This is a genomic window from Yersinia aldovae 670-83 (assembly GCF_000834395.1).
In the GTDB taxonomy this organism is placed as follows: Bacteria; Pseudomonadota; Gammaproteobacteria; order Enterobacterales; family Enterobacteriaceae; genus Yersinia; species Yersinia aldovae.
This window is the reverse complement of record NZ_CP009781.1, coordinates 4,169,236-4,192,338: the sequence shown is the minus strand read 5'-3', so window position 1 is coordinate 4,192,338 and position 23,103 is coordinate 4,169,236. Positions and strand designations below refer to the sequence as shown.

The window sequence follows — 23,103 nt, the reverse complement described above, 5'->3', positions numbered from 1 at the left end:
CGCATCAACTTATTGAATGGAAGCATCAATTTCTGTTATTTGTTATAAGCTCACTATCAAGCGCCTTATTTCGCTTACCACCGTGAAATCGCCTCAAAAGGTTAATACGTTTTATGCCCACTTTATTGCTCGTTGACGACCACCCAGTAGTGCATGTTGCCCTTGAAGCCGCACTGACGCGGGCGATACAGCCTTATCGCTTGCACTGTGCTGCGGATGAGCGCCAGGCTCTGGCACTGCTGGCCGAATATCATATTGACCTGCTTATTCTGGATATCAGCCTGCCGCAACTGGATGGTCTACAGTTTTTACGCAAAATTCGCCGACATTATCCGCAGCAATCCATCATAATTTATACCGCTCAGGAGGAAGAGGTTTACGCAAAATTGGCCTATACCGCCGGCGCACAGGGTTTTATGCATAAAGGGCAGCCGATGGAACAACTGTTGCAGGCGATTGATGCGGTGCTTGCGGGTCAACGGATATTCCCTACAGGATGTATAAACAGTGGTTCAACGCCCCATACCGGGGAATATAACCTGACACAGAAAGAGTTACAGATATTGGGCTTACTCGCTAAAGGCCATTCTAATTTGCATATCGCCCAGTTGCTGAATATCAGCAATAAAACCGTCAGTACCCATAAGACTCATATTCTCAATAAGACCGGTGCCACCAATTTACTGGAATTAATCGCCGTATTTAATGAGTTGCAACCATGAGAAACCTCTGGCTGGGATTATTATTCATTGTTCAATTCACTCTGTTAATCCCGGCACAGGCAGCATCGGCATTGCAGTACCATTTGGTCAATAGCTTGAATATGCCGGCTGATACGCCATTTACCACGCCAAATAATCAATGGCGCAATCAAACGTTGCGAGTAGGTATACTTAGTGAGAATACCAGCCCTTATAATATTATTGTTGATCATGATTTTTACGGTTTGAATGCTGATTATCTTAATGCTATTCAACAGGCAACTGGGGCCAACATTGAAATAAAAGGGTTCGCAGATGCCAATACGCTGAATCAGGCACTCCAGCGTGGGGATATCGATCTGCTGTTTGGTTTGCCCGACAGCGCATTACATGCTGATTTATTTATTTCAAAACCCTATTATATTAGTAAATTATTGGTGTTACGTAACCGAAAAAATACCCGACAGGTGATGTTAAACTCTGGCGATGCGCGTATTGCTGTCAATAAAATGGCCGGTATGCAAATCGTGGATGAAATTAAGAATAAAAACTCACATAGCCAATTATTTGACAATAATCTGCAAGCGATTTACTCATTATTAAATGGTAAAAATGACTATTTCATCGCTGATGAAACCAGCGCCAGTTTTATTATTGACCAGCTACAACTGGGGCAAATTTATCAGGTTGAAAGCGATATAAAACCCGGCAGCCTTTCTCTGGTCTTTGCCGCAACCAACCAACCTTTAATTGAGATGCTTGATCACGTTATCGCGAATATCCCGATGGAGACACTCAATACCATTCAGGGCCGCTGGAGTAAAAAAATACCACGCTATCTCGATACCGGTAATGCTGATTTAACACGCATGGAACAAGAGTGGGTTAAGGCTCATCCGATTATCTATTATGCCGCCATTGATGATGACTACCCTTTCACTTATCGCGGTGCCGATAAACAACCGCGTGGTTATATTGTCGATATTCTTAATATCATTGCACAAAATACCGGCCTGCAATTTTTGCCAGTCTGGAGCAGTAACCCGCGTCAGGCCGATCGGCAAGTGCAGCAAAATCAGGCGATGATGCGAGCATTATTACCCCTGGCAGCAGGATTTAAAGCGCAATATGACAGTTCAATACCGATTCACCGCGCTTTATGGGGGGTATATACCCCCCAATTTAGTAATGATACTTCCACTTGGAAAAATCTTACCGGTAAGCGGCTCGGTGTAGTCGACGGCGATCCTGGCCAACAGTTGATCCCATCGCAAACCACCGCCGTGGTCTTCCCCAACCGTAAAGCCATGTACGATGCACTCGCCAACGGGCAGTTGGATGGGCTGATCGATAATGTTATCTCTGCCAATTTCATCGTGCTTTCTCGCTATGCTGGCGTCATTAAATTGGCATTTACGGCAGATAATATCGCGTACCCACTCGCCTTCGGTGTTACCCAGCAATCGCCATTGCTGCTCTCTATTCTCAATAAAAACGTGCTGCAAATTCCCTCAGCCACGCTGCAATCCCTGCGTGATGAATGGGTGTCCGACCCGAAGAATATTATTGATGCGGTGAATGAGAATCGTATGATGCCGCCCGCCGCTTGGTTGCTGACCGCCCTCGGCATATTGCTGACACTGCTTCTATTGGTGGCTATTCGTCGTTTTATTCAACAGCGAAAAGAGCAACGTGAAAGGGAAAGATTAGAGCGCGCACGCCAGCAGGCCGATACCGCCAATCAGATGAAGAGCAAGTTTCTTGCCACGATTAGCCACGAACTACGTACTCCAATGAACGCAATTCTTGGCTTGCTCGAACTTGAATTGAAGAAAAACAACGCGATACAAAATAAGAGTAACCTGCCCGTCATCTACAGTTCCGCTTCATCATTATTGAGTTTACTCAATGACTTACAAGACTATGCCAAGTTAGAGACCGGCTCATTACAATTGTCACCACAGCCTACGGCATTAATTCCGTGGATTAATCATATTGGTGCGGTTTATCAGCCATTGTTAGGAATGCGGCCCATCACCTTAGATATCAGTTACAGCGACAATTTACCGGAGACGCTTCTGATTGATGGTGGGCGCTTACTTCAGGTCATGAATAATCTGATTAATAATGCCATGAAGTTTACCCGTCGTGGCACGATAAGCCTCCGCATACAGTGGCAACCACAGGCCGGGCAACAAGGCGAATTACTGTTGCAAGTTGCCGATAGCGGGTGCGGTATTGCGGAATCTGAAACCCCCCATTTGTTTCAGCCATTTTATCGGGCAGAAACCAACGATAACCTGATGATTCAAGGGAGCGGTTTAGGTTTATCAATCTGCAAAGAACTCATCGAACGGATGAATGGCAATATCAGTCTGACATCGGTTTTGAATCAAGGTACTGTGGTTACCGTGCGTATATCCGTTGCAGTTTCCCCCGCAATGGCCCTACCCACGCAACAGGAAACCCATCCCTTATCATTGCCAGCGCAACGTATTGCCATTGTTGACGATCACCCCAGTAATCTGCTGCTAATGCAACAGCAACTCAGACATTTTGGCATTGACTCTGAGTTGTTTGATAGCGGTCACCAGCTGTTACTCGCTCATCAAAAACAGCCCTTTGACCTGCTGTTTATCGATTACAACATGCCCGCGCCGAACGGTTTTACCGTTGCCCGCATCATCCGCCGACAAGAACGACAACGACGCGGGCAACCGGCAAAAATCGTCTTATGTTCGGCGGACGTACAGGAGTTTACCCGTATCAGGCCGGGGGACGTGGTTATTGATCATTGGCTGACCAAGCCGGTAACACTCAGTGATATTGAGCAAGTGTTACGTCTACAGGCGGATATTCCAACGCATTATCAGGCTAGTCATAATCTGCGAGCAATGCTTTCACATTTAGGGAATAATCATCCGGCACTGATCCGCAAACTGGCGATAACCCTGTGTGATTCATTGACGCAAGACCTCCAACACATCTCTTTGTCGGATCAGCCATTAGCTGACACCCGGCAGGCATTACACCGCATTAAGGGCAGTTTGCTGATATTACAGAACACCCAAGCCGCAGCACTGTGCCAACAACTGATTAACCAGATGCAGCACAGTCAAATCGCGCACGGGGCCTATACGCAATTGCAAAATTTGCTAGAACAGTTAATTCATGACTTGAATGAAATTTTGTCAGAGTTAACATAAAGAAATAGCTTTACCCATTTAACGGTCAAAGGAACAACAATGGCTGGACTCTCTTCACTGCTCCCACAAGACCGCAATAGCCGCCGCCTGCTGATAGCCTTCGCAGTCACCACCGTGTTTATGGTGGCAGAAGCCATTGGTGGCTGGTTATCAGGCTCTCTGGCACTACTGGCCGATGCCGGACATATGCTGACTGATTCGGCCGCATTATTCATCGCGTTAATGGCTGTGCATTTTTCTCAGCGTAAACCTGATTCCCGCCATACCTTTGGCTATCTGCGGCTAACGACTCTGGCCGCATTTGTCAATGCAGCCGCATTATTGCTTATCGTGGTTTTGATTGTCTGGGAAGCTGCTCGCCGCTTTTTCTCACCCCATGAGGTGATGGGCGTGCCGATGTTAATCATCGCCATTGCGGGGTTATTTGCGAATATTTTCTGCTTTTGGATACTGCATCGCGGAGAGGAAGAGAAGAATATCAATGTCAGGGCTGCTGCGTTACATGTGCTGGGTGACTTACTCGGCTCAGTAGGCGCTATCATTGCCGCGCTGGTGATACTGACGACCGGTTGGACGCCTATTGACCCCATTTTGTCAGTGTTAGTTTCAATACTGGTGCTGCGCAGTGCCTGGCGCTTGCTAAAAGAGAGTTTCCACGAATTACTGGAAGGTGCGCCGCAAGAGATTGATATCGCCAAACTGCGCAAAGATTTATGTGCCAATATTTATGAAGTTCGCGATGTACATCATGTCCATTTATGGCAAGTGGGTGAGCAACGGCTGATGACGCTCCATGTACAGGTAATCCCCCCTCGGGATAACGATGAGTTGCTACAACGTATCCAACACCATTTATTGCATCATTACCACATTGGCCACGCCACCATTCAAATGGAGTACCAGCGTTGCGCAGCGCCCGATTGTGCCATTAATCAAGCGCCCTCGGCACCAAGCCATAACCATCATCATTAATCGCAAGCAGGCCACTCTTCAACGGGATACCCGTAAAAGTGGCCTGACTGAGTGGTTACTGATCCTGAGTCGACAGCGGGCGTGAATGATTTCGCGCCGCACTCTTAATCCACAACCACGAACCGTTCAGAGCAATCAGCGTCAGCAAGACATACTCCAGCGCCATTGCGTACACCCCCTGATAGGCAAAAATTGCCACACTGATCACATTGATCACCACCCAAATCAGCCAGTTCTCAACATATTTACGCGTCATCAGAATCATGGCTGCAATCGACAATACCATCATGGTGGAATCCCAGAACGGAAAGGCATCAGGTTGTAACTCAGGCATTTGCACATTCGCCCCCAGACTCTGCATCACCGTCACCGCCGCACGGGTTAACCAGGCAAATACCGTATCGATATACAGTGTCATTAAGGTGATACCCGCCGCACAAACCACCGCCAACGCCAATGCTTTCGGCAAGGACAGCCAGCGAATTCTTAATTCAGCCTGATTATCCGAGGTTTGTTTACTCCAGGCATACCAACCGTAGATGTTGGCAACGAAGAAAAATAACTGCAATAACAAGCTGGCATAGAGTTGGATCTGAAAGAAAATGACCGCGAACAACGTTACGTTTATCAACCCAAACAAGTAGTTAATGATTTTCTCTTTGCTGGCAAACCAGATACACAGCAACCCAAACAGCGTACCTATTGCTTCAATCCATGAAAGATCATACCCGCCTGTACCCAGCGGAATATGAACCAATATGTTACTGGTACTAAAGAAATCCATCTGGCTATCCTTTTGCTGTTAATACAGTAGTGAATATACTCTAAATAATTCGAGTTGCAGGAAGGCGGCAAGCGAATGAATCCCGACGAGCTTACTGTAGTAAGTGATTCGGGTGATTGAGCGCGGCCAACGCATATGCAGCTTGAAGTATGACGAGTATAGATGCTTATGCGTTGCCTTTGACCTGTAGCTTCAACTGGTTGGCAAAATCCAACATACGATTGAGCGGTATCAGCGCCTGCTGACGCAGTTCTTCATCAACATGAACCTCATGCATCATTCCGCCCTGCTCCAACCCCTCAGCAATGGCCCTGAGGCCATTCATTGCCATCCAGGGACAGTGGGCGCACGTTCTACATGTTGCCCCTTCACCTGCGGTTGGTGCTTCGAATAACTCTTTATCCGGACATACCTGCTGCATTTTGTAAAAGATGCCGCGATCAGTCGCCACAATCAGTTTCTTCTGTGGCAGGTTTTTTGCCGCCATAATCAGTTGGCTGGTCGAACCGACAGCATCAGCCATATCGACAACAGCTTGTGGCGACTCTGGGTGAACCAACACAGCGGCATCAGGGTGTAACGCTTTCATCCGGGCCAGCGCCTGAGTTTTAAACTCGTCATGGACGATACACGCCCCCTGCCAGCACAACACATCGGCACCACTCTTCTTCTGGACGTAATTGCCCAGATGCCGATCCGGTGCCCAGATTATCTTCTCACCCAAGCTATCGAGATGCTCAATCAGCTCAACCGCGATACTGGAGGTCACCACCCAGTCAGCTCTGGCTTTAACGGCTGCTGAGGTGTTGGCATACACCACCACGGTGCGCTCAGGATGGCTATCACAAAATGCAGCAAATTCATCAGCCGGGCAGCCCAGATCCAGTGAACACTCTGCATTCAGAGTCGGCATCAATACCTGTTTCTCTGGACTAAGGATCTTGGCCGTCTCCCCCATAAAACGCACACCTGCAACCAGTAAAGTCGATGCTGGGTGGTTACTGCCAAAACGCGCCATCTCAAGTGAATCGGCGACACAACCGCCGGTTTCTTCGGCCAATGCCTGAATCTCAGGGTCGGTATAATAGTGAGCGACCAACACGGCATCGCGCTGTTTTAACAGTGTTTTGATTTTCTCACGGTAAAAAGCTTTTTCATCTGCATCAAGCAGGACGGGCCGTGCAGGAAATGGGTAAATAGCCGCATTCACATCAAAGGTTTCGCTCATCGCTCACATCTCTATTGCCAGTGATTCCGGAGCCACCGTATCTCTCAGGCTGCCAGTAAGATTGGTTTGTTTTTTATCCTAAACAAAATAACCAAAAATTAGCTAAAAGTCGCCAAATTTTGTCTCAGAATGGCAAAAATGTTTAATGGAGTTAAAAATAAGGGGGCGCTGAGCGGTGGAGGGAATATCAGATGATTATAGGGATCTGTTTGGGTTGCTGGAATGAGAAGTATAAATCATATGACCAGGAAGGTATAGCCGGGAGAGGGTGTCTCTGATGGTGGGTCGTGCGGGATGACTCGTCCTGTGGACTCGCCCTTCGGGTCAACGCTGCGCGTTGTTGTCTCGCTTCGCTCGGCTCGAACCTGAACGCAGGGTCTCACCCACACGATATTGGGTAGTATGCGGCTTCTGAGTTTGGGAGGTATTACGGTACTTGAAATAATGGTGGGTCGTGCGGGATTCGAACCTGCGACCAATTGATTAAAAGTCAACTGCTCTACCAACTGAGCTAACGACCCGCTGTCATGCGGTACTGCTTAATTCTTTGCGGCAAACATAATGGTGGGTCGTGCGGGATGACTCGTCCTGCGAACTCGCCCTTCGGGTCAACGCTGCGCGTTGTTGTCTCGCTTCGCTCGGCTCGAACCTTTACGGCTCTCATCCCTGCGATTTGCTACCCTGCTAACTCGACATAATGGTGGGTCGTGCGGGATTCGAACCTGCGACCAATTGATTAAAAGTCAACTGCTCTACCAACTGAGCTAACGACCCGCTGTCATGCGGTACTGCTTAATTCTTTGCGGCAAACATAATGGTGGGTCGTGCGGGATGACTCGTCCTGCGAACTCGCCCTTCGGGTCAACGCTACGCGTTGTTGTCTCGCTTCGCTCGGCTCGAACCTTTACGGCTCTCATCCCTGCGATTTGCTACCCTGCTAACTCGACATAATGGTGGGTCGTGCGGGATTCGAACCTGCGACCAATTGATTAAAAGTCAACTGCTCTACCAACTGAGCTAACGACCCGCTGTCATGCGGTACTGCTTAATTCTTTGCGGCAAACATAATGGTGGGTCGTGCGGGATTCGAACCTGCGACCAATTGATTAAAAGTCAACTGCTCTACCAACTGAGCTAACGACCCATTATGTTTACTGCGGACGATAATTTCCTGTTGCTTTAACGTTTTACAAGTTATCTTGGCAACGGCGGCATATATTACTAATTTCTCTTCACAGTGCAACTTAAATTTCTGTAAAGACGTCTAACTGCTTGTTCTTCGTTCGCCAAAGCCCAGTAATTAGTCAATATGTCCAATTACTGGGCCAGAAAAGACTAAAGAGCAGATAAACGTTTCTGTGCCTGTTTAGCAGCATCAGTGCTGGGATATTGCTTAATCACTTGTTGATAAACCGCCTTCGCTTTATCGCTTTGGCCTTTATCCTGCATGATCACCCCAACTTTAAACATCGCTTCTGAACTTTTTGGAGACTTTGGATAATTTTTTACGACAACAGCATAATAATAGGCAGCATCGTCTTTCTTACCCTTGTTGTAATACAACTGCCCTAGCCAGTAATTGGCATTAGGTTGGTAAGTCGACTTTGGATACTGTTTCACGAAGCTCTGGAAAGCTGTGATCGCTTGATCATATTGCTTTTTTTCCAGTGCCAAAGAAACCGCTGCATTGTAGTCGCTGTTTTCATCACCGCCACTTGCCGCAGGTGCCGCTGTAGAAGCTGCTGCGGCCGTATCACTACTTCCAGTGGCAGCATTGCCTGTCGCCGCAGCACCAGCAGCCGCAGAGGCTGAACCTGACGCCCCCTGACCACCGCTCAGGCTATCCATCTGCTGGTAGATCTGTTTTTGCCGCTCAACGATTTGATTGAGCTGATACTGATTTTCTTGGATCTGACCGCGTAAACTATCAACATCGCGTTGCGAATCTGACAGTTGTTGCTGAAGTTGAGTTAATAGCTGGCTGTGAGCGTTGGAAATACGCTCAAGTTGAGTGACTCGATCTTCTACCGAGCCGGAACCGACATTACTGATTGGCGCTTGGGCAGTAGCGGCCCAAGGGACCGCTACGCCAACCAGTAACGACAGACCCACCAAGTGACGTCTGAAGTTACTGTTCATGCGATTCTCTTAGTAAACCAGAACTGCACGACGGTTTTTAGCAAATGCTGCTTCGTCATGGCCCAGTACTGCTGGTTTCTCTTTACCGTAAGAAACGATAGAGATCTGGTCAGCAGAAACGCCTTTACCTTGCAGATACATCTTCACCGCATTTGCACGACGCTCGCCCAACGCGATGTTGTATTCTGGCGTACCGCGTTCATCCGCGTGGCCTTCAACAACAACTTTGTAAGATGGGTTGCTACGCAGGAATGCAGAATGTGCATCCAGCATTTGAGCGAAGTCAGAACCGATATCGTATTTATCGAAACCGAAGTAAACGATATTGTTCTTTTGCAGTTCTTGCATCTGAAGACGTGCTTGCTCTTCGGAAGACAGGTTGCTGCTGTTTTCTGTACCAGTGCCAGCGCCCATGCCAGATTGGTCATTATTTGCGCTTTTGTTAGAACTACAAGCAGCGATTGCCAGAACTGGCAAAGCCAACATTAGCCCTTTTAGCACTTTGTTCAGTTGCATCTCTTTGATCCTTTTATAGTTTGCCATACATACGTATTTACACATGCATCACAGATACGGCGACCAGGCAGGAAATTTGACCTGTCCATCAGTTGCCGGAAGACGCGCTTTGAAACGCCCATCAGTCGAGACCAGCTGTAACACGGCTCCCAGCCCTTGTGTCGAGCTATAGATAACCATGGTGCCGTTCGGCGCTATACTTGGCGTTTCATCCAGGAACGTGTCCGTTAATACTTGAACGGCTCCCGTTTCCAGATCCTGTTTGGCGATGTGTTGCGCCCCACCATTGGAACTAACCAATACCAGGAACTTACCATCAGGACTCACATCTGCGTTCTGGTTCTGAGAACCTTCCCATGTGATTCGCTGAGGCGCACCGCCATTAATATTCACTTTATACACTTGTGGACGACCGCCCTGATCCGAGGTATAGGCCAGATTCTGGCTATCCGGGAACCAGCTTGGTTCAGTGTTATTGCTACGGCCATCGGTCACCTGACTGATTTGGCCAGAGCCTAAGTCCATAACATATAAGTTCAGGCTACCACTTTTCGACAAAGCGAAGGCCAGTTTAGTACCGTCGGGTGAGAAGGCTGGCGCACCATTATGGCGAGGAAACGACGCCACTTGCTTGATTGCGCTATTTGCCAGCGTCTGAATAACCAGCGCTGATTTACCACTCTCAAACGTCACATAAGCAATTTTGCTACCGTCTGGAGACCAGGCCGGTGACATCAAAGGTTGAGGAGAACGGTGAACCACAAACTGGTTGTAGCCATCGTAATCAGAAACCCGTAATTCATGTGGGAACTTGCCGCCGTTAGTTTGCACAACATAAGCAATACGGGTACGGAAAGCACCTTTAATTCCGGTGAGTTTTTCAAAAACTTCATCACTGGCAGTATGCGCGGCATAACGTAACCATTGTTTGGTCACTTTATACTGATTCTGCGCCAAAATGCTACCAGCAGCACCAGAAGTATCCACTAACTGGTAAGAAACCACATAACTGCCATCAGCACTTGGCTGAACCTGGCCGACAACCACGGCATCAATACCGAGCGCAGTCCAGGCAGCAGGGGTGACTTCCGCTGCAGTTGAGGGCTGTTGTGGCATACGAGCCGCATCAATTGGATTGAACTTACCACTGTTACGTAAATCCGCACCCACGATAGCGCCAATTTCTTCAGGTGGTGTGCCCGGCCCCATCCATTTGAACGGAACAACCCCAATCGGACGAGCTGAATCTACCCCTTGGGTAATCTCAATTCGGACTTCTGCATGTAAAACAGCAGCCCATAAAACTAAAAAGCCTAGCGCAACTCGAAATGCCTGCTTCATCTTATCTCCCTTATCCGAGCGGGATGCCCGCGATAATTAGCAGAATTTTAACAAACCAACGCAAACAAAACTACATAATCCACGGGGCGATTAACAACGTGATATGTCCGGTTTACTTGCAGTATGTCCTTCTTAATCAAACTTTATTGCGGTTTAAAATCAAGTGGAACATTCTTAAACACTTCATAAACATCCTGACTTGGCGGTTTAGGTATTTTAGCAAGTTTTGCGGCGGCGATGGCCGCCTGACACAATGCCGGGTCGCCCCCTTCAGCTTTAACATCAATTAATAGACCATCTGGTGCCAATTTAATTCGCAGATTACAGGTGCGGCCTTTGTAAAGATCCGCATCATAAAATTTACTTTGGATTGCCGCAGTGACCTGGCCTAAATAACCGCTGATATCCCCCGCTGACGCCCCACTCTTCTTGCCGCCACCTTTACCGGCTGCGGCAGCGCCTGCACCGGAACCGCTTTTCGGTGCATTCTTGGAGTTTGCCAGGCCGCCAAACAAATCATCTACATCGGTTGCCGTTGCAGCGTCTGCGGCAGCCTTTTTCTTGGCTTCAGCAGCGGCGGCTTTTTTAGCATCAGCGGCAGCTTTCTTCTCAGCATCCGCAGCCGCTTTCTTAGCTGCGGCTTCAGTTGCCGCCTTCTCGGCCGATTCTGCGGCTTTCTTCTGTGCGTCAGCTTGGGCTTTCACTATTTTGTCAGCCTCCGCTTTGGCCTGAGCAGCCGCGGCTTCTGCCTGTTTCTGCTCTTCTTTGGCTTTTGCAGCGGCGGCGGCGGCAACTTTCTGTTGCTCAGCGGCCTGTTTCTGCTGTTCAGCGGCTTGTTTTTTCTGTTCTTCCGTCGCCTGCTTAGCATCTTCTTGTGCTTGCAAACGCTCTTTTTCCAGTTCTTTCAGGCGTTGTTGTTCAGTGGCCTGTTTTTGCTGCAATTCTTCTGTTTGCTGATCAGCTTTCTTTTTGCGTTGCTGTTCCGCACGTTTAGCGTCCGTCTGCTGTTGCTGCTGACGGTTATATTGTTCAGTCACCGCGCCCGGATCGACCATGACAGCATCAATCACTTCGCCGCCAGCGCCACCGCCGCCCATTTCAGTCGTCTGCGTCAAAGAGCCCCAAATCAACAGGGCAATCAATATGATGTGCAGAACCACCGAAACAATAACGGCGCGATTCAGCTTGTCATTTTGCTCGGTTGCCTTACCCACGCTCGATTTCCACTCTCGATGTCCGCGCTCTATTGCTAAAAAACGGAATTGCTAAAAACAGAGTATCTATTAGCTGTCGCGAACTATCACCACAGCCAATATCAACGCAAATTTATATCGGCTGGGTCATTAAGCCCACCGACGTCACACCCGCCTGATGCAGCATATTCAGCGCCTTGATGATTTCATCATAAGGAACCTCTTTTGCGCCGCCGATCAGGAACACGGTTTTCGGATTCGCTTTCAATCTGGCCTGCGCCTCTGCCACTATTTGTTCTGACGGCAGTTGCTCCATCCGCTGATGATCAACCACCAACGTATATTGCCCCACACCTGAAACTTCAACAATCACCGGTGGGTTATCATCGCTGGAGACTGTTTTTGAGTCAGTTGCATCAGGCAGATCAACCTCAACGCTTTGCGTGATAATTGGCGCTGTCGCCATAAAAATCAGCAATAGCACCAGCAAAACGTCCAGTAAGGGAACAATGTTAATTTCAGACTTAAGCTCGCGACGTTTACGACCACGTACTCGCGCCATACAACCCCCTACTTATTTGCTCTCGGCGCTGGCGAAAGCCTGACGATGCAGAATAGCAATGAACTCTTCCATGAAGTTGTCATAGTTTTGCTCAAGTTTATTCACACGCTGATTCAGGCGGTTATAAGCCATAACAGCAGGGATTGCGGCGAACAGACCTATCGCCGTGGCGATCAATGCTTCAGCAATACCCGGTGCGACCATTTGCAATGTCGCCTGTTTTACTGCACCCAGAGAAATAAAGGCGTGCATAATCCCCCATACAGTACCAAACAGACCGATATACGGGCTAATGGAACCTACTGTACCAAGGAATGGAATATGAGTTTCCAGCGCTTCTAATTCACGGTTCATAGAGATGCGCATGGCACGGGAGGCACCGTCAATCACCGCCTCTGGTGCATGGCTATTTGCGCGATGTAAACGAGCAAACTCTTTAAACCCAGAATGGAAGATTTGCTCGGAACCACCCAGCGTATCACGGCGAGCCTGACTTTCTTGATACAGGCGAGACAGCTCAATGCCGGACCAAAATTTGTCTTCGAAAGCTTCTGCATCGCGGGTGGCAGCATTCAGAATACGCGTTCGCTGAATGATGATCGCCCATGAAGCAATAGAAAAGCCCATCAATACCAGCATGATAAGCTTAACGAATAGGCTTGCCTGCAGGAATAAATCCAGAATGTTCATGTCAGCCACTACTTAAACTCCGCGACAATAGACTTAGGAAGCGCTTTTGGCTTCATTTGGTGTGGATCGATACATGCGATCAATACTTCCGCACTACTCAGAAGATTGCCATGTGTGTCGAGAATTCGTTGAGCAAACGTGAGAGAAGCCCCACGCATTGCGGTAATTTCACTCTGAACGTCTAGCATATCATCAAGACGTGCAGGTGCCAGATATTCTACCGTCATGCGGCGGACAGCGAAAGCGACATGCTCGCTGAACAATTGCTGATGATGAAAATTGCGTTGGCGCAACATTTCAGTGCGCGCCCTTTCGTAAAAGGCAACATAGCGTGCGTGATAAACCACGCCACCCGCATCGGTGTCTTCAAAATAGACACGAACCGGCCATCGAAACAACGTATTACTCACTTTACTTCCCAGTAATGCAGTTAACGGACACACTATACTGAAGAGCGTTACGCTTTGGAATCACTTGCAAGAATAGAACGAAAATAATTATGGGCCAGGCGGCCCATAAAGGAGAGATTGTATTTAGATTAGGCGAATCGCTGTTAGATTAAGCGAAAAAGTAGAATAAACCTGCGCCCAAGCAAACAATTGCAGGAAGTGGTGAGAAGAAAGCACGCAACCACACCCGCTTAGGGCGAAAACCAACCCCATGAATCACACCGGTACACACCGCCCACACGATAAACACCTCTTGCCAGACTTCAAGTGAGCTGGTTGCCGCCGCAAAACGCGAAGGGTCCCAGAACACACAAAACGCCACAGCAAATGCGAGCACCAGTGAAAGGGCCCGTAAGGGGCCCTTATCCATTAGTTCATATAACTTATCGGACAACATCGTCATCGCCATCATTCGCGGCTTTGGCTGCTGCATTGGCTTCACTCTGCTCCAGCGCCAGAGCAGTAATGATACCAAAGGAGCAGGCCAGAAGTGTCCCTAAAATCCAGGCAAAATACCACATGCTTTATGCTCCTTAGTACAGTGAGTGCTTGTTGTTTTCGATAAAGTCTTTATCAATGCGCCCGAACATCTTGTAGTAACACCAACTGGTGTAGATCAGGATGAGAGGAACAAAGATTATCGCAACAACAGTCATCACTTTCAGCGTCAACAGGCTAGATGTCGCATCCCACATGGTCAGGCTGACATTTGGCACTGTGCTTGATGGCATGACGAATGGGAACATCGTTACCCCAGCAGTCAAGATCACACAGGCAATGGTCAGTGATGAGAATACGAAGGCCCAAGCCCCTTTTTCAAAGCGCGACAGCAAAATGGTAAACAGCGGCAGAATCACCCCAAGCGCTGGCAGCGCCCACAGGCTCGGATACTTGTTGAAGTTAATCAACCACGCACCTGCCTGATGTGCAACTTCTTTGCGCATCGGATTAGATTCAGCTGCGGTATCCAAAGCTGAAGTAATAACAAAACCATCAATGCCTTTAACTAACCAGATACCGGCCAGCAAGAAGGCAACACCCATTATTAGAGCGGAAATCTGCGCCGCAGCACGGGCACGTAGGTGTAACTCACCACGGGTACGCATTTGCAGGTAAGTTGCCCCCTGCGTTACCAACATGGTTAAGCTGACCACACCGGCCAGTAAACCAAACGGGTTCAGCAACTGGAAGAAATTACCGGTGTAGAACAGGCGCATGTAGCTGTCCATATGGAACGGCACGCCTTGCAGTAAGTTACCGAACGCCACACCGAACACCACCGCAGGCACGAAGCTACCAGTAAAAATGCCCCAGTCCCACATATTGCGCCAGCGGTTGTTCTCCAACTTAGAGCGGTAATCGAAACCGACCGGGCGGAAGAATAACGCAGCCAGCACCAGAATCATCGCAATATAGAAGCCGGAGAATGCCGCTGCATACACCATTGGCCAGGCCGCAAACAGTGCCCCACCCGCAGTTATCAGCCAAACCTGATTACCATCCCAGTGAGGGGCAATCGAGTTAATCATAATACGACGTTCTGTATCATTCTTACCGATGATACGCAGCAAGATACCGACACCCATATCGAAACCATCGGTGACTGCGAAACCAATCAGTAGCACACCGATCAGCAGCCACCAGATAAATCGTAATACTTCATAATCAAACATAAGTGGACTCCTGTTTACCGTGCTTCCTGCACTGGGGCAGTCGGCTGTTCAAAATGATAGCGGCCGGTTTTCAGGCTGCTCGGCCCAAGGCGCGCGAATTTGAACATCAGGTACATCTCTGCCACCAGGAACAGCGTGTACAGACCACAAATCAGCCCCATTGAGAATAAGATATCCCCAGCAGTAACCGATGAGTTTGCAATTGCTGTTGGCAGCACTTCACCGATGGCCCAAGGCTGACGGCCATATTCAGCCACAAACCAACCTGCTTCTACTGCAATCCACGGCAATGGCATACCGAACAGGGCAGCGCGTAGTAGCCATTTTTTTTGACCAATCCGGCCACGAACCACGTTATAGAACGACAGACCGATGATCAGCAACATCAGGAAGCCACAAGCCACCATGATGCGGAAAGCAAAGTACAGTGGCAGAACGCGTGGAATTGAGTCCTTGGCCGCTAACTGGATTTGCTCTTCTGTCGCATCTGTTACGTTTTGCGTATAGCGCTTGAGTAACAGACCGTAGCCCAGATCTTGTTTTGCTTTATTAAAGGCTTCACGCACTTCTGGAGAGGTATTACCCGCACGCAGTTGCTCTAACAGGTGATAAGCCTGAATACCATTACGGATACGCACTTCATGTTGAGACATCAAATCACGCAAGCCAGTTACCGGGGTATCCAGTGAGCGGGTTGCGATAATGCCCAATGCGAACGGGATCTGAATGGCAAACCGGTTCTCCATTGTTTCCTGATTAGGAATAGCAAACAGCGTAAAGGCTGCCGGAGGAGGTTGGGTTTCCCATTCAGCTTCAATTGCAGCCAGTTTGGTTTTCTGCACGTCACCCATTTCATAACCGGATTCATCACCCAGCACGATAACAGACAACACGGCAGCCAGACCAAAGCTCGCAGCAATAGCAAAGGAACGCTTGGCAAACGCAATATCACGGCCTTTCAGCAGATAGTAAGAGCTGATACCCAGAACAAACATCGCACCAGTCACATACCCTGCTGCCACAGTGTGAACGAACTTCACCTGTGCCACTGGGTTTAGAACCAGTTCAGAGAAGCTCAGCATTTCCATACGCATGGTTTCAAAGTTGAAGTCAGATGCAATCGGGTTTTGCATCCAGCCGTTGGCAACCAAGATCCACAGCGCAGAGAAGTTAGAACCTAATGCAACCAGCCAGGTTACGGCCAAATGCTCATGTTTACTCAGACGATCCCAACCGAAGAAGAACAGACCGACGAAAGTAGATTCCAGGAAGAACGCCATTAAACCTTCGATTGCCAGAGGGGCCCCGAAGATATCACCGACGTAATGAGAGAAATATGACCAGTTAGTTCCGAATTGGAACTCCATAGTCAGACCAGTAGCAACACCCAAGGCAAAGTTAATCGCAAATAACTTGCCCCAGAATTTGGTCATATCTTTATAGATTTGTTTGCCAGACAGCACATAAACCGATTCCATAATGGCCAACATAAACGCCAAACCCAGCGTTAGTGGGACAAATAAGAAATGGTACATTGCCGTTAAGGCAAACTGTAACCTTGACAGTTCGACAATATCAAACATCTTGACTCCTTGCTCCTCGCACGAAGACTCCGACTTGCGGCAACCGGGCCTCCGTTATATTGGAAGCCTCATATACCTTTCGAATTTGAAACCACAGGGGTGTTAGCTGCCTTCACTCACACGGATCACTTACACGAGTAAGCTCATCGCGTTCATTCGCATACTGCCTACCTGCAACGCCAACTTCTTTGGGTATAATTACCAGCAGTGAATGCCCAAAAAAACACAACAAAAATAACAATATCAACTACCCAGTATTACACCGCGGTAATAGTACGCTTCTAATCCCACACAATAAATAGGATTTTACGTGACCCAGCGTTGAGTTCTGGATACAGGTCAACAAATAGGCCATTTACCTATCATGCCGTAGTTTGATCCAGAACAATTTAAGCCCATATGAACATTATTGCCATAATCAAAACTTGATTTAGAACAATTAATTCTTTTTCATGTTAATTAAAAGTTCAATTGTTTTTTTATAATCCACGAGTGTTAAGAAAATGTAGTTTTAAGGTTTATTTAATGCCTTATTACGTCACTATTATGCGATCCAGATTAACGTTTAAATTTATAAGATTCAGGGTGAGTAAAATCACAATTCTGAGTTTTATATGACTATATTAGTTCATCCTGAGGGAAGCGTTAGCAAGTGTTGCCATTTTGTTGCATGATAAAATGCTACGACATTATAAAATATAGAAACCTCTGCAATGAAAAGAATAGCACTCACCACTTTACTCTGTATCAGCACCGCGTCTCTGGCCGCAAATCAGGTCGATATCATCGTTCTGGGCACCTCTGATTTACATGGTACTTTCGTGCCGTGGGACTATGCCAGCGACAGTCAAAATATGGCTGGCAGCCTGAGTCAGATTGCCACTCAAGTACGGAAAATACGCGCCGAACAGCCGAATATAATACTGGTCGACGCCGGTGATACTCTTCAGGGCAACTTTGTTGAATCTTTTAAAAATGAGCCGATCAGCCCGATGATCCTGGGCTTTAATGCCTTAAAATACGACGCCTGGGTGATGGGTAACCATGAGTTTGATTTCGGCCTGAAGGTGCTTCGCACCTCACTAAAACAATTTAACGGCACCGCACTGGCGGGCAATATCTTCTGGGATTCAGGTAAACCCTACCTGCCCTCTTACAAAATCATTGAGCGTCAGGGCGTAAAAATTGGCATTATCGGTATGGACACCCCGATGACTGCGGAGTTCGCCCAAGGCACAGACCGCATTAATGGCATTCATTTTACCGATCCGGTTCAGGAAGTGAAAAAGGTCATTCAGCAACTTCAGCCACAAGTCGATGCCATCGTGCTAGTCGCTCATATGGGGATTGATAATGAAAACCAGCGCCCTGGAACCGGTGTAGGTGATATTGCTAAAGCTAACCCCGAACTGGCAGCTATTATTGCAGGTCACATGCACGTAAAAATCGATAAAGCAGTGGTCAATGGTGTCATTATAACTGAGCCGGATAAATATGGCCGTGCGCTGTCTCGTATAGACCTGAAATTCGAGCGGCGTGAAGGTAAATATTATCTTATCGATAAAGACAGTTATACCTATCCCATCAAAGATATCGAGTCAGATAAAACGCTGGAAAGCCTTTATCAGCCCTACCATGATATTTTACGTGCCAATGCTAATCGGGTAATTGCCAAGTTGAGCGGCATCAATTTGGTGCCGACAGATGAAATTAAAGGTATTCCTCAGGTTCATATTCAGGACACGGGTATCAGCGCCTTGTATCAGGAGGCCGCTCACCACTTCGCGCCTCAGGCACAGGTTATTGCCTTACAGATTGATAATGACCGTCCGAAGTTAGATGTGGGTGATATTAAAGCCAAAGATATTGCATATAACTATCAATATGCCGGTGGTGAGATTACCGTTTACGCCCTCACCGGCAAAGAGTTGAAACAGTATATGGAATGGTCGGCTGATTACTTTAATCAGGTTAAACCGGGCGATGTAACCTACAGCTTTAACCCGCAACGCCGTGCCTCTAAATACTCTACTAACGATTTCTTTGATGGCGTGACCTACACCATTGATTTACGGCAACCAGCAGGCTCGCGCATCACCGATCTGCGCCTCAATGACGGCACGCCAGTCTCAAATAGCACCCCGATTCATCTGGGAATGAACAGTTACCGGATGGGCCATCTGACACAGAAAGGGGGGGTACTTGAAGGGCAGAAATTCCCTATATTGTCAGACAGTAAAGTGCAATATGGTGAAGAAGAAGGCACTATTCGTAACCTAACGATACGTTACCTCATTGAGGTAAAAGACGGAAATTACCAAGGTAAACCACAGCAGCGCTGGCATCTGGTAGGGCTGGAAGGCTTTGAAAAAGAGCGACAAATTGTTAAACAGTTGATTAACTATGGGATGATTTCCGTGCCGACCACCGCTGATGGCCGCTATACCAACATCGCGTCTATTAATGTCAACGATAAGATATTTAAAGATAAAGCCAGCTACCAAGCTGCTTTAGCAACATTGCAACAGCAAGCCACCACAGCAAGCAGTGAACAGGCCAAACAACAGGCTCAAACTGATATTGCATTAATTACCGCGTTAAATAAGTTCTGATTAGACATTAAAAAGGCCACCGCAAGGTGGCCTCCAGGTGTCGAGCTAACACTGAAACCAGTGCACTGATGCTATTTATTACTTTAGTAAACCGCTTTCACCGCATTACCAATTTCAGCCAGGCTACGCACGGTTTTCACACCCGCAGCTTCCAGCGCAGCAAACTTCTCATCCGCCGTTCCTTTACCACCAGCAATAATGGCACCCGCGTGGCCCATACGCTTACCTTTTGGTGCAGTCACACCGGCGATATATCCCACCACAGGTTTGGTTACGTGCTCTTTAATATAAGCCGCCGCTTCTTCTTCTGCGTTACCCCCGATTTCACCGATCATTACGATGACTTCAGTTTGTGGATCTTCCTGGAATAACTTCAGGATATCGATAAAGTTAGAACCCGGGATCGGGTCGCCACCGATACCAACACACGTTGACTGACCGAAACCGATATCCGTGGTTTGTTTTACCGCTTCATAGGTCAGTGTGCCTGAACGGGAGACGATCCCCACGTTGCCCGGCAGATGAATATGGCCCGGCATGATGCCAATCTTACATTCACCCGGGGTAATCACACCAGGGCAGTTCGGGCCGATCATCCGCGCATCAGACTGTTCCAGTCTAACTTTTACCACCAGCATATCCAGTGTTGGGATGCCTTCAGTAATACAGATAATCAATTTGATGCCTGCATCAATCGCTTCCAGAATCGAGTCTTTACAGAACGGTGCTGGGACGTAGATAACAGAGGCAGTGGCACCGGTTGTTTCTACCGCTTCACGTACGGTATTAAACACTGGCAGGCCCAGATGCTGGGTTCCACCTTTACCTGGCGTAACACCGCCAACCATTTTTGTGCCATAAGCAATAGCTTGTTCGGAGTGGAAGGTCCCTTGGCTACCGGTAAAACCCTGGCAAATAACTTTGGTGTTTTTATCAATTAAAATAGACATTATTTAGCCCCCACTGCTGCTACAACTTGCTGAGCCGCATCTGTCAGGCTGGTCGCAGCAATGATATTCAAACCGCTGTCTGCCAGTTTCTTGGCACCCAGTTCAGCGTTATTCCCTTCCAGACGCACTACCACTGGCACGTTGACACCCACTTCCTCAACCGCACCAATAATGCCGTCAGCAATCAGGTCACAACGCACAATCCCGCCGAAAATGTTAACGAAAACCGCTTTCACTTTATCGTCAGACAAAATGATTTTGAACGCTTCAGTCACGCGCTCTTTAGTGGCACCGCCGCCAACATCAAGGAAGTTAGCCGGTTCGCCGCCATGCAGTTTCACGATATCCATCGTGCCCATTGCCAGGCCAGCGCCGTTCACCATGCAACCAATATTGCCATCCAATGCAACGTAGTTCAGTTCCCACTGTGCTGCGCGCTCTTCGTTCTTGTCTTCCTGGCTTGGGTCACGCATTTCACGCAGTTCTGGTTGACGGAACAAGGCGTTACCATCAGCACCCAGCTTGCCATCCAGACAGATCAGATCACCTTGTTTGGTAATCACCAGCGGGTTGATCTCAACCATCGCCAGGTCACGTTCCAGGAACAGTGTTGCCAGGCCCATAAAGATCTTAGTGAACTGATTCACTTGTTTACCAGTCAGACCTAGCTTAAATGCCAGTTCGCGCCCTTGATAAGATTGTGGGCCAGTTAACGGATCCAGTGCGATTTTGTGAATAAGTTCCGGTGTCTCTTCAGCGACTTTCTCAATTTCAACGCCGCCTTCGGTAGATGCCATAAACACCACACGACGGGAACTACGGTCAATAACCGCGCCCAGATACAGCTCTTTATCAATATCAGTTGCGGCTTCAACCAGAATTTGGTTAACCGGTTGGCCGTTGGCATCCGTCTGGTAAGTCACCAGTTTTTTACCCAGCCACTGTTCAGCGAAAGCACGAATCTCTTCTTTGCTGTTAACAACTTTCACGCCGCCCGCTTTACCGCGGCCACCTGCATGAACCTGACATTTAACCACCCACGGGCCAGCACCGATTTTAGATGCGGCTTCTTCTGCTTCACGCGGTGTAGTACAAGCGTAGCCAGTTGGTGCTGGCATACCATACCGAGCAAACAGTTGTTTTGCCTGATATTCGTGTAAATTCATGATGTTCTATCCATATAAGGTCTGAGTTGGGCAAAAGCCTGGCAGGTAGCCTGATTGCAGGGCGGCGGGTCATTAACACCGTGCAATCAGACTGACCTTGTCATTTATCTTTTTTATACGTCGAGCAGTAAGCGAGCCGGATCTTCCAGCATCTCTTTCACCGTCACCAGATAGCCCACGGATTCGCGGCCATCGACCAAACGGTGATCGTAGGAGAGAGCCAGATACATCATCGGCAGGATAACGACCTGACCATTGACCGCCATTGGCCTATCTTTAATGGCGTGCATACCAAGGATCGCGCTTTGTGGTGGGTTAATAATCGGAGTCGACATCAGTGAACCGAATACACCGCCATTGGTAATGGTGAAATTACCGCCGGTCAGCTCTTCAACTTTCAGTTTGCCGTCACGACCTTTCACAGCCAGTTCTTTGATTTTCTTCTCAATATCAGCCATGCCCAGTGTATCGACATCACGCAGAACGGGTGTCACCAAACCGCGCGGGGTAGAAACGGCAATGCTGACATCAAAGTAGTTGTGGTAAACCACATCTTCGCCATCAATAGAAGCATTCACTTCTGGATAGCGTTTCAACGCTTCAACCACCGCCTTGATATAGAAGGACATAAAGCCCAGACGCACACCGTGGCGTTTCTCGAAAGCTTCACCGTACTGCTTGCGCAGATCCATAATTGGCTGCATGTTGATTTCGTTAAACGTGGTCAGCATGGCGGTGCTGTTTTTCGCTTCCAGCAGACGCTCGGCCACACGTTTACGCAGGCGAGTCATTGGCACACGTTTTTCACTGCGACTAGCAAGAGCAGCAGCCTCAACTTTTACTTCAGGCGCGGCAATGGGAGCTGCTTTGCGATTGGCCAAATGGCTATCGATATCTTCACGCGTGATACGCCCCCCCACACCGCTGCCTTTGATAGCAGATGCATCAAGAGAGTGCTCAGCAATCAGGCGGCGGATTGCCGGGCTGAGGCTATCGTTACTTTCTTCTACCAGGCTGGCAGTCTGACGCTGAGCCGGTGTGGATTCCGTGTTCTGACTCTTCTCTTCGCTCGGTTTGCCAGAGCTGTCACTTGGACGAATACGGCCCAGCACCTGACGCGAAATCACGGTGGCACCCTCATCTTCCAAAATAGCATCCAGAATACCGTCCTGACTGGCCGGAACTTCCAGAATCACTTTGTCTGTTTCAATCTCAACCAGAACTTCGTCACGTTTGACGCTGTCGCCCGGTTTTTTATGCCAGGTTGCAACAGAGCCATCGGCGACAGACTCAGGGAGGTCAGGAACATTAATATCTACGCTACTCATTCTCTATCCT

20 protein-coding genes, 4 tRNA genes and 3 other RNA genes are annotated in these 23,103 nt (G+C 48.3%); 4 read left to right on the top strand and 23 right to left on the bottom strand.

The window, feature by feature from the left end:
- Positions 1 to 113: 113 nt before the first annotated feature.
- From AT01_RS18860 to zitB, 3 genes are read left to right on the top strand one after another with little or no spacing between them, the layout of a single operon-like run.
- A complete protein-coding gene (locus AT01_RS18860; protein ID WP_042548226.1) occupies positions 114 to 722 on the top strand; it encodes a response regulator transcription factor in 609 nt (202 codons plus the stop codon).
- Positions 719 to 3,907: an ATP-binding protein gene (locus AT01_RS18855; protein WP_042548225.1), complete on the top strand. Its 3,189-nt coding sequence runs from the start codon at positions 719 to 721 to the stop codon at positions 3,905 to 3,907. Before AT01_RS18860 ends, AT01_RS18855 begins: the two co-directional genes overlap by 4 nt.
- Before the next feature lie 39 nt (positions 3,908 to 3,946).
- Positions 3,947 to 4,879 (top strand): CDF family zinc transporter ZitB, encoded by a 933-nt coding sequence (gene zitB, locus AT01_RS18850; protein ID WP_042548224.1) that lies wholly within the window; start codon positions 3,947 to 3,949, stop codon positions 4,877 to 4,879.
- Between the two features lie 55 nt (positions 4,880 to 4,934).
- Here zitB and pnuC read toward each other — a convergent pair whose 3' ends face one another.
- The 20 genes from pnuC to cydA all read right to left on the bottom strand — a co-directional run bounded on the left by pnuC (position 4,935) and on the right by cydA (position 17,037).
- Complete coding sequence (gene pnuC / locus AT01_RS18845; protein WP_042548223.1) at positions 4,935 to 5,663, bottom strand: nicotinamide riboside transporter PnuC; 729 nt, start codon at positions 5,661 to 5,663, stop codon at positions 4,935 to 4,937.
- A gap of 166 nt (positions 5,664 to 5,829) precedes the next feature.
- Entirely contained in the window at positions 5,830 to 6,891 is a 1,062-nt protein-coding gene (gene nadA, locus AT01_RS18840; RefSeq protein WP_042548222.1) for a quinolinate synthase NadA, read from the bottom strand.
- A gap of 278 nt (positions 6,892 to 7,169) precedes the next feature.
- Positions 7,170 to 7,294, bottom strand: a non-coding RNA gene (locus AT01_RS21160) — RtT sRNA.
- A 42-nt stretch (positions 7,295 to 7,336) separates the two neighbouring features.
- Positions 7,337 to 7,412: transfer RNA gene (locus tag AT01_RS18835), tRNA-Lys, on the bottom strand.
- 41 nt (positions 7,413 to 7,453) lie between these two features.
- Positions 7,454 to 7,575: non-coding RNA, RtT sRNA (locus tag AT01_RS21155), on the bottom strand.
- A 14-nt stretch (positions 7,576 to 7,589) separates the two neighbouring features.
- Positions 7,590 to 7,665 (bottom strand) — tRNA-Lys (locus tag AT01_RS18830).
- A 41-nt stretch (positions 7,666 to 7,706) separates the two neighbouring features.
- Positions 7,707 to 7,828: non-coding RNA, RtT sRNA (locus AT01_RS21150), on the bottom strand.
- Between the two features lie 14 nt (positions 7,829 to 7,842).
- A tRNA-Lys gene (locus AT01_RS18825) sits at positions 7,843 to 7,918 on the bottom strand.
- 41 nt (positions 7,919 to 7,959) lie between these two features.
- Positions 7,960 to 8,035: transfer RNA gene (locus tag AT01_RS18820), tRNA-Lys, on the bottom strand.
- A gap of 191 nt (positions 8,036 to 8,226) precedes the next feature.
- The gene (gene cpoB, locus AT01_RS18815) at positions 8,227 to 9,030 is read right to left on the bottom strand and encodes a cell division protein CpoB (RefSeq protein WP_042548221.1); all 804 of its coding nucleotides are present in this window, start codon (positions 9,028 to 9,030) and stop codon (positions 8,227 to 8,229) included.
- Between the two features lie 9 nt (positions 9,031 to 9,039).
- Positions 9,040 to 9,546 carry a peptidoglycan-associated lipoprotein Pal gene (pal, locus tag AT01_RS18810; protein WP_042548220.1) on the bottom strand — a complete coding sequence of 169 codons (507 nt, stop codon included), beginning with the start codon at positions 9,544 to 9,546 and terminating at the stop codon, positions 9,040 to 9,042.
- Between the two features lie 48 nt (positions 9,547 to 9,594).
- Positions 9,595 to 10,887, bottom strand: a complete 1,293-nt coding sequence (gene tolB / locus AT01_RS18805) for a Tol-Pal system beta propeller repeat protein TolB (RefSeq protein ID WP_004700665.1) — start codon at positions 10,885 to 10,887, stop codon at positions 9,595 to 9,597.
- A gap of 143 nt (positions 10,888 to 11,030) precedes the next feature.
- Positions 11,031 to 12,101, bottom strand: coding sequence for a cell envelope integrity protein TolA (gene tolA / locus AT01_RS18800; RefSeq protein ID WP_042548219.1), 1,071 nt, complete (start codon positions 12,099 to 12,101; stop codon positions 11,031 to 11,033).
- Between the two features lie 112 nt (positions 12,102 to 12,213).
- Complete coding sequence (tolR, locus tag AT01_RS18795; protein WP_004700671.1) at positions 12,214 to 12,642, bottom strand: colicin uptake protein TolR; 429 nt, start codon at positions 12,640 to 12,642, stop codon at positions 12,214 to 12,216.
- A 12-nt stretch (positions 12,643 to 12,654) separates the two neighbouring features.
- Positions 12,655 to 13,341, bottom strand: coding sequence for a Tol-Pal system protein TolQ (tolQ, locus tag AT01_RS18790; RefSeq protein WP_004393307.1), 687 nt, complete (start codon positions 13,339 to 13,341; stop codon positions 12,655 to 12,657).
- The gene (gene ybgC / locus AT01_RS18785) at positions 13,341 to 13,742 is read right to left on the bottom strand and encodes a tol-pal system-associated acyl-CoA thioesterase (RefSeq protein ID WP_042548218.1); all 402 of its coding nucleotides are present in this window, start codon (positions 13,740 to 13,742) and stop codon (positions 13,341 to 13,343) included. Before ybgC ends, tolQ begins: the two co-directional genes overlap by 1 nt.
- Positions 13,743 to 13,890: 148 nt before the next feature.
- Positions 13,891 to 14,178, bottom strand: a complete 288-nt coding sequence (ybgE, locus tag AT01_RS18780) for a cyd operon protein YbgE (protein WP_186367025.1) — start codon at positions 14,176 to 14,178, stop codon at positions 13,891 to 13,893.
- A complete protein-coding gene (cydX, locus tag AT01_RS18775; RefSeq protein ID WP_004700677.1) occupies positions 14,165 to 14,302 on the bottom strand; it encodes a cytochrome bd-I oxidase subunit CydX in 138 nt (45 codons plus the stop codon). The genes ybgE and cydX overlap by 14 nt, the downstream gene beginning before the upstream one ends.
- A 12-nt stretch (positions 14,303 to 14,314) precedes the next feature.
- A complete protein-coding gene (cydB, locus tag AT01_RS18770; RefSeq protein ID WP_004700679.1) occupies positions 14,315 to 15,454 on the bottom strand; it encodes a cytochrome d ubiquinol oxidase subunit II in 1,140 nt (379 codons plus the stop codon).
- A 14-nt stretch (positions 15,455 to 15,468) separates the two neighbouring features.
- Positions 15,469 to 17,037: a cytochrome ubiquinol oxidase subunit I gene (gene cydA, locus AT01_RS18765; RefSeq protein ID WP_004700680.1), complete on the bottom strand. Its 1,569-nt coding sequence runs from the start codon at positions 17,035 to 17,037 to the stop codon at positions 15,469 to 15,471.
- Between the two features lie 713 nt (positions 17,038 to 17,750).
- On the opposite strand from cydA, the gene AT01_RS18760 reads away from it, so the two are divergent.
- Positions 17,751 to 19,649, top strand: a complete 1,899-nt coding sequence (locus AT01_RS18760; protein WP_042548217.1) for a bifunctional metallophosphatase/5'-nucleotidase — start codon at positions 17,751 to 17,753, stop codon at positions 19,647 to 19,649.
- Between the two features lie 83 nt (positions 19,650 to 19,732).
- Here AT01_RS18760 and sucD read toward each other — a convergent pair whose 3' ends face one another.
- From sucD to odhB, 3 genes are all read right to left on the bottom strand, one after another.
- Complete coding sequence (gene sucD, locus AT01_RS18755) at positions 19,733 to 20,599, bottom strand: succinate--CoA ligase subunit alpha (protein WP_042548216.1); 867 nt, start codon at positions 20,597 to 20,599, stop codon at positions 19,733 to 19,735.
- Entirely contained in the window at positions 20,599 to 21,765 is a 1,167-nt protein-coding gene (sucC, locus tag AT01_RS18750; RefSeq protein WP_042548215.1) for an ADP-forming succinate--CoA ligase subunit beta, read from the bottom strand. The genes sucD and sucC overlap by 1 nt, the downstream gene beginning before the upstream one ends.
- Before the next feature lie 113 nt (positions 21,766 to 21,878).
- The gene (odhB, locus tag AT01_RS18745; RefSeq protein WP_004700683.1) at positions 21,879 to 23,093 is read right to left on the bottom strand and encodes a 2-oxoglutarate dehydrogenase complex dihydrolipoyllysine-residue succinyltransferase; all 1,215 of its coding nucleotides are present in this window, start codon (positions 23,091 to 23,093) and stop codon (positions 21,879 to 21,881) included.
- Positions 23,094 to 23,103 lie beyond the last annotated feature (10 nt).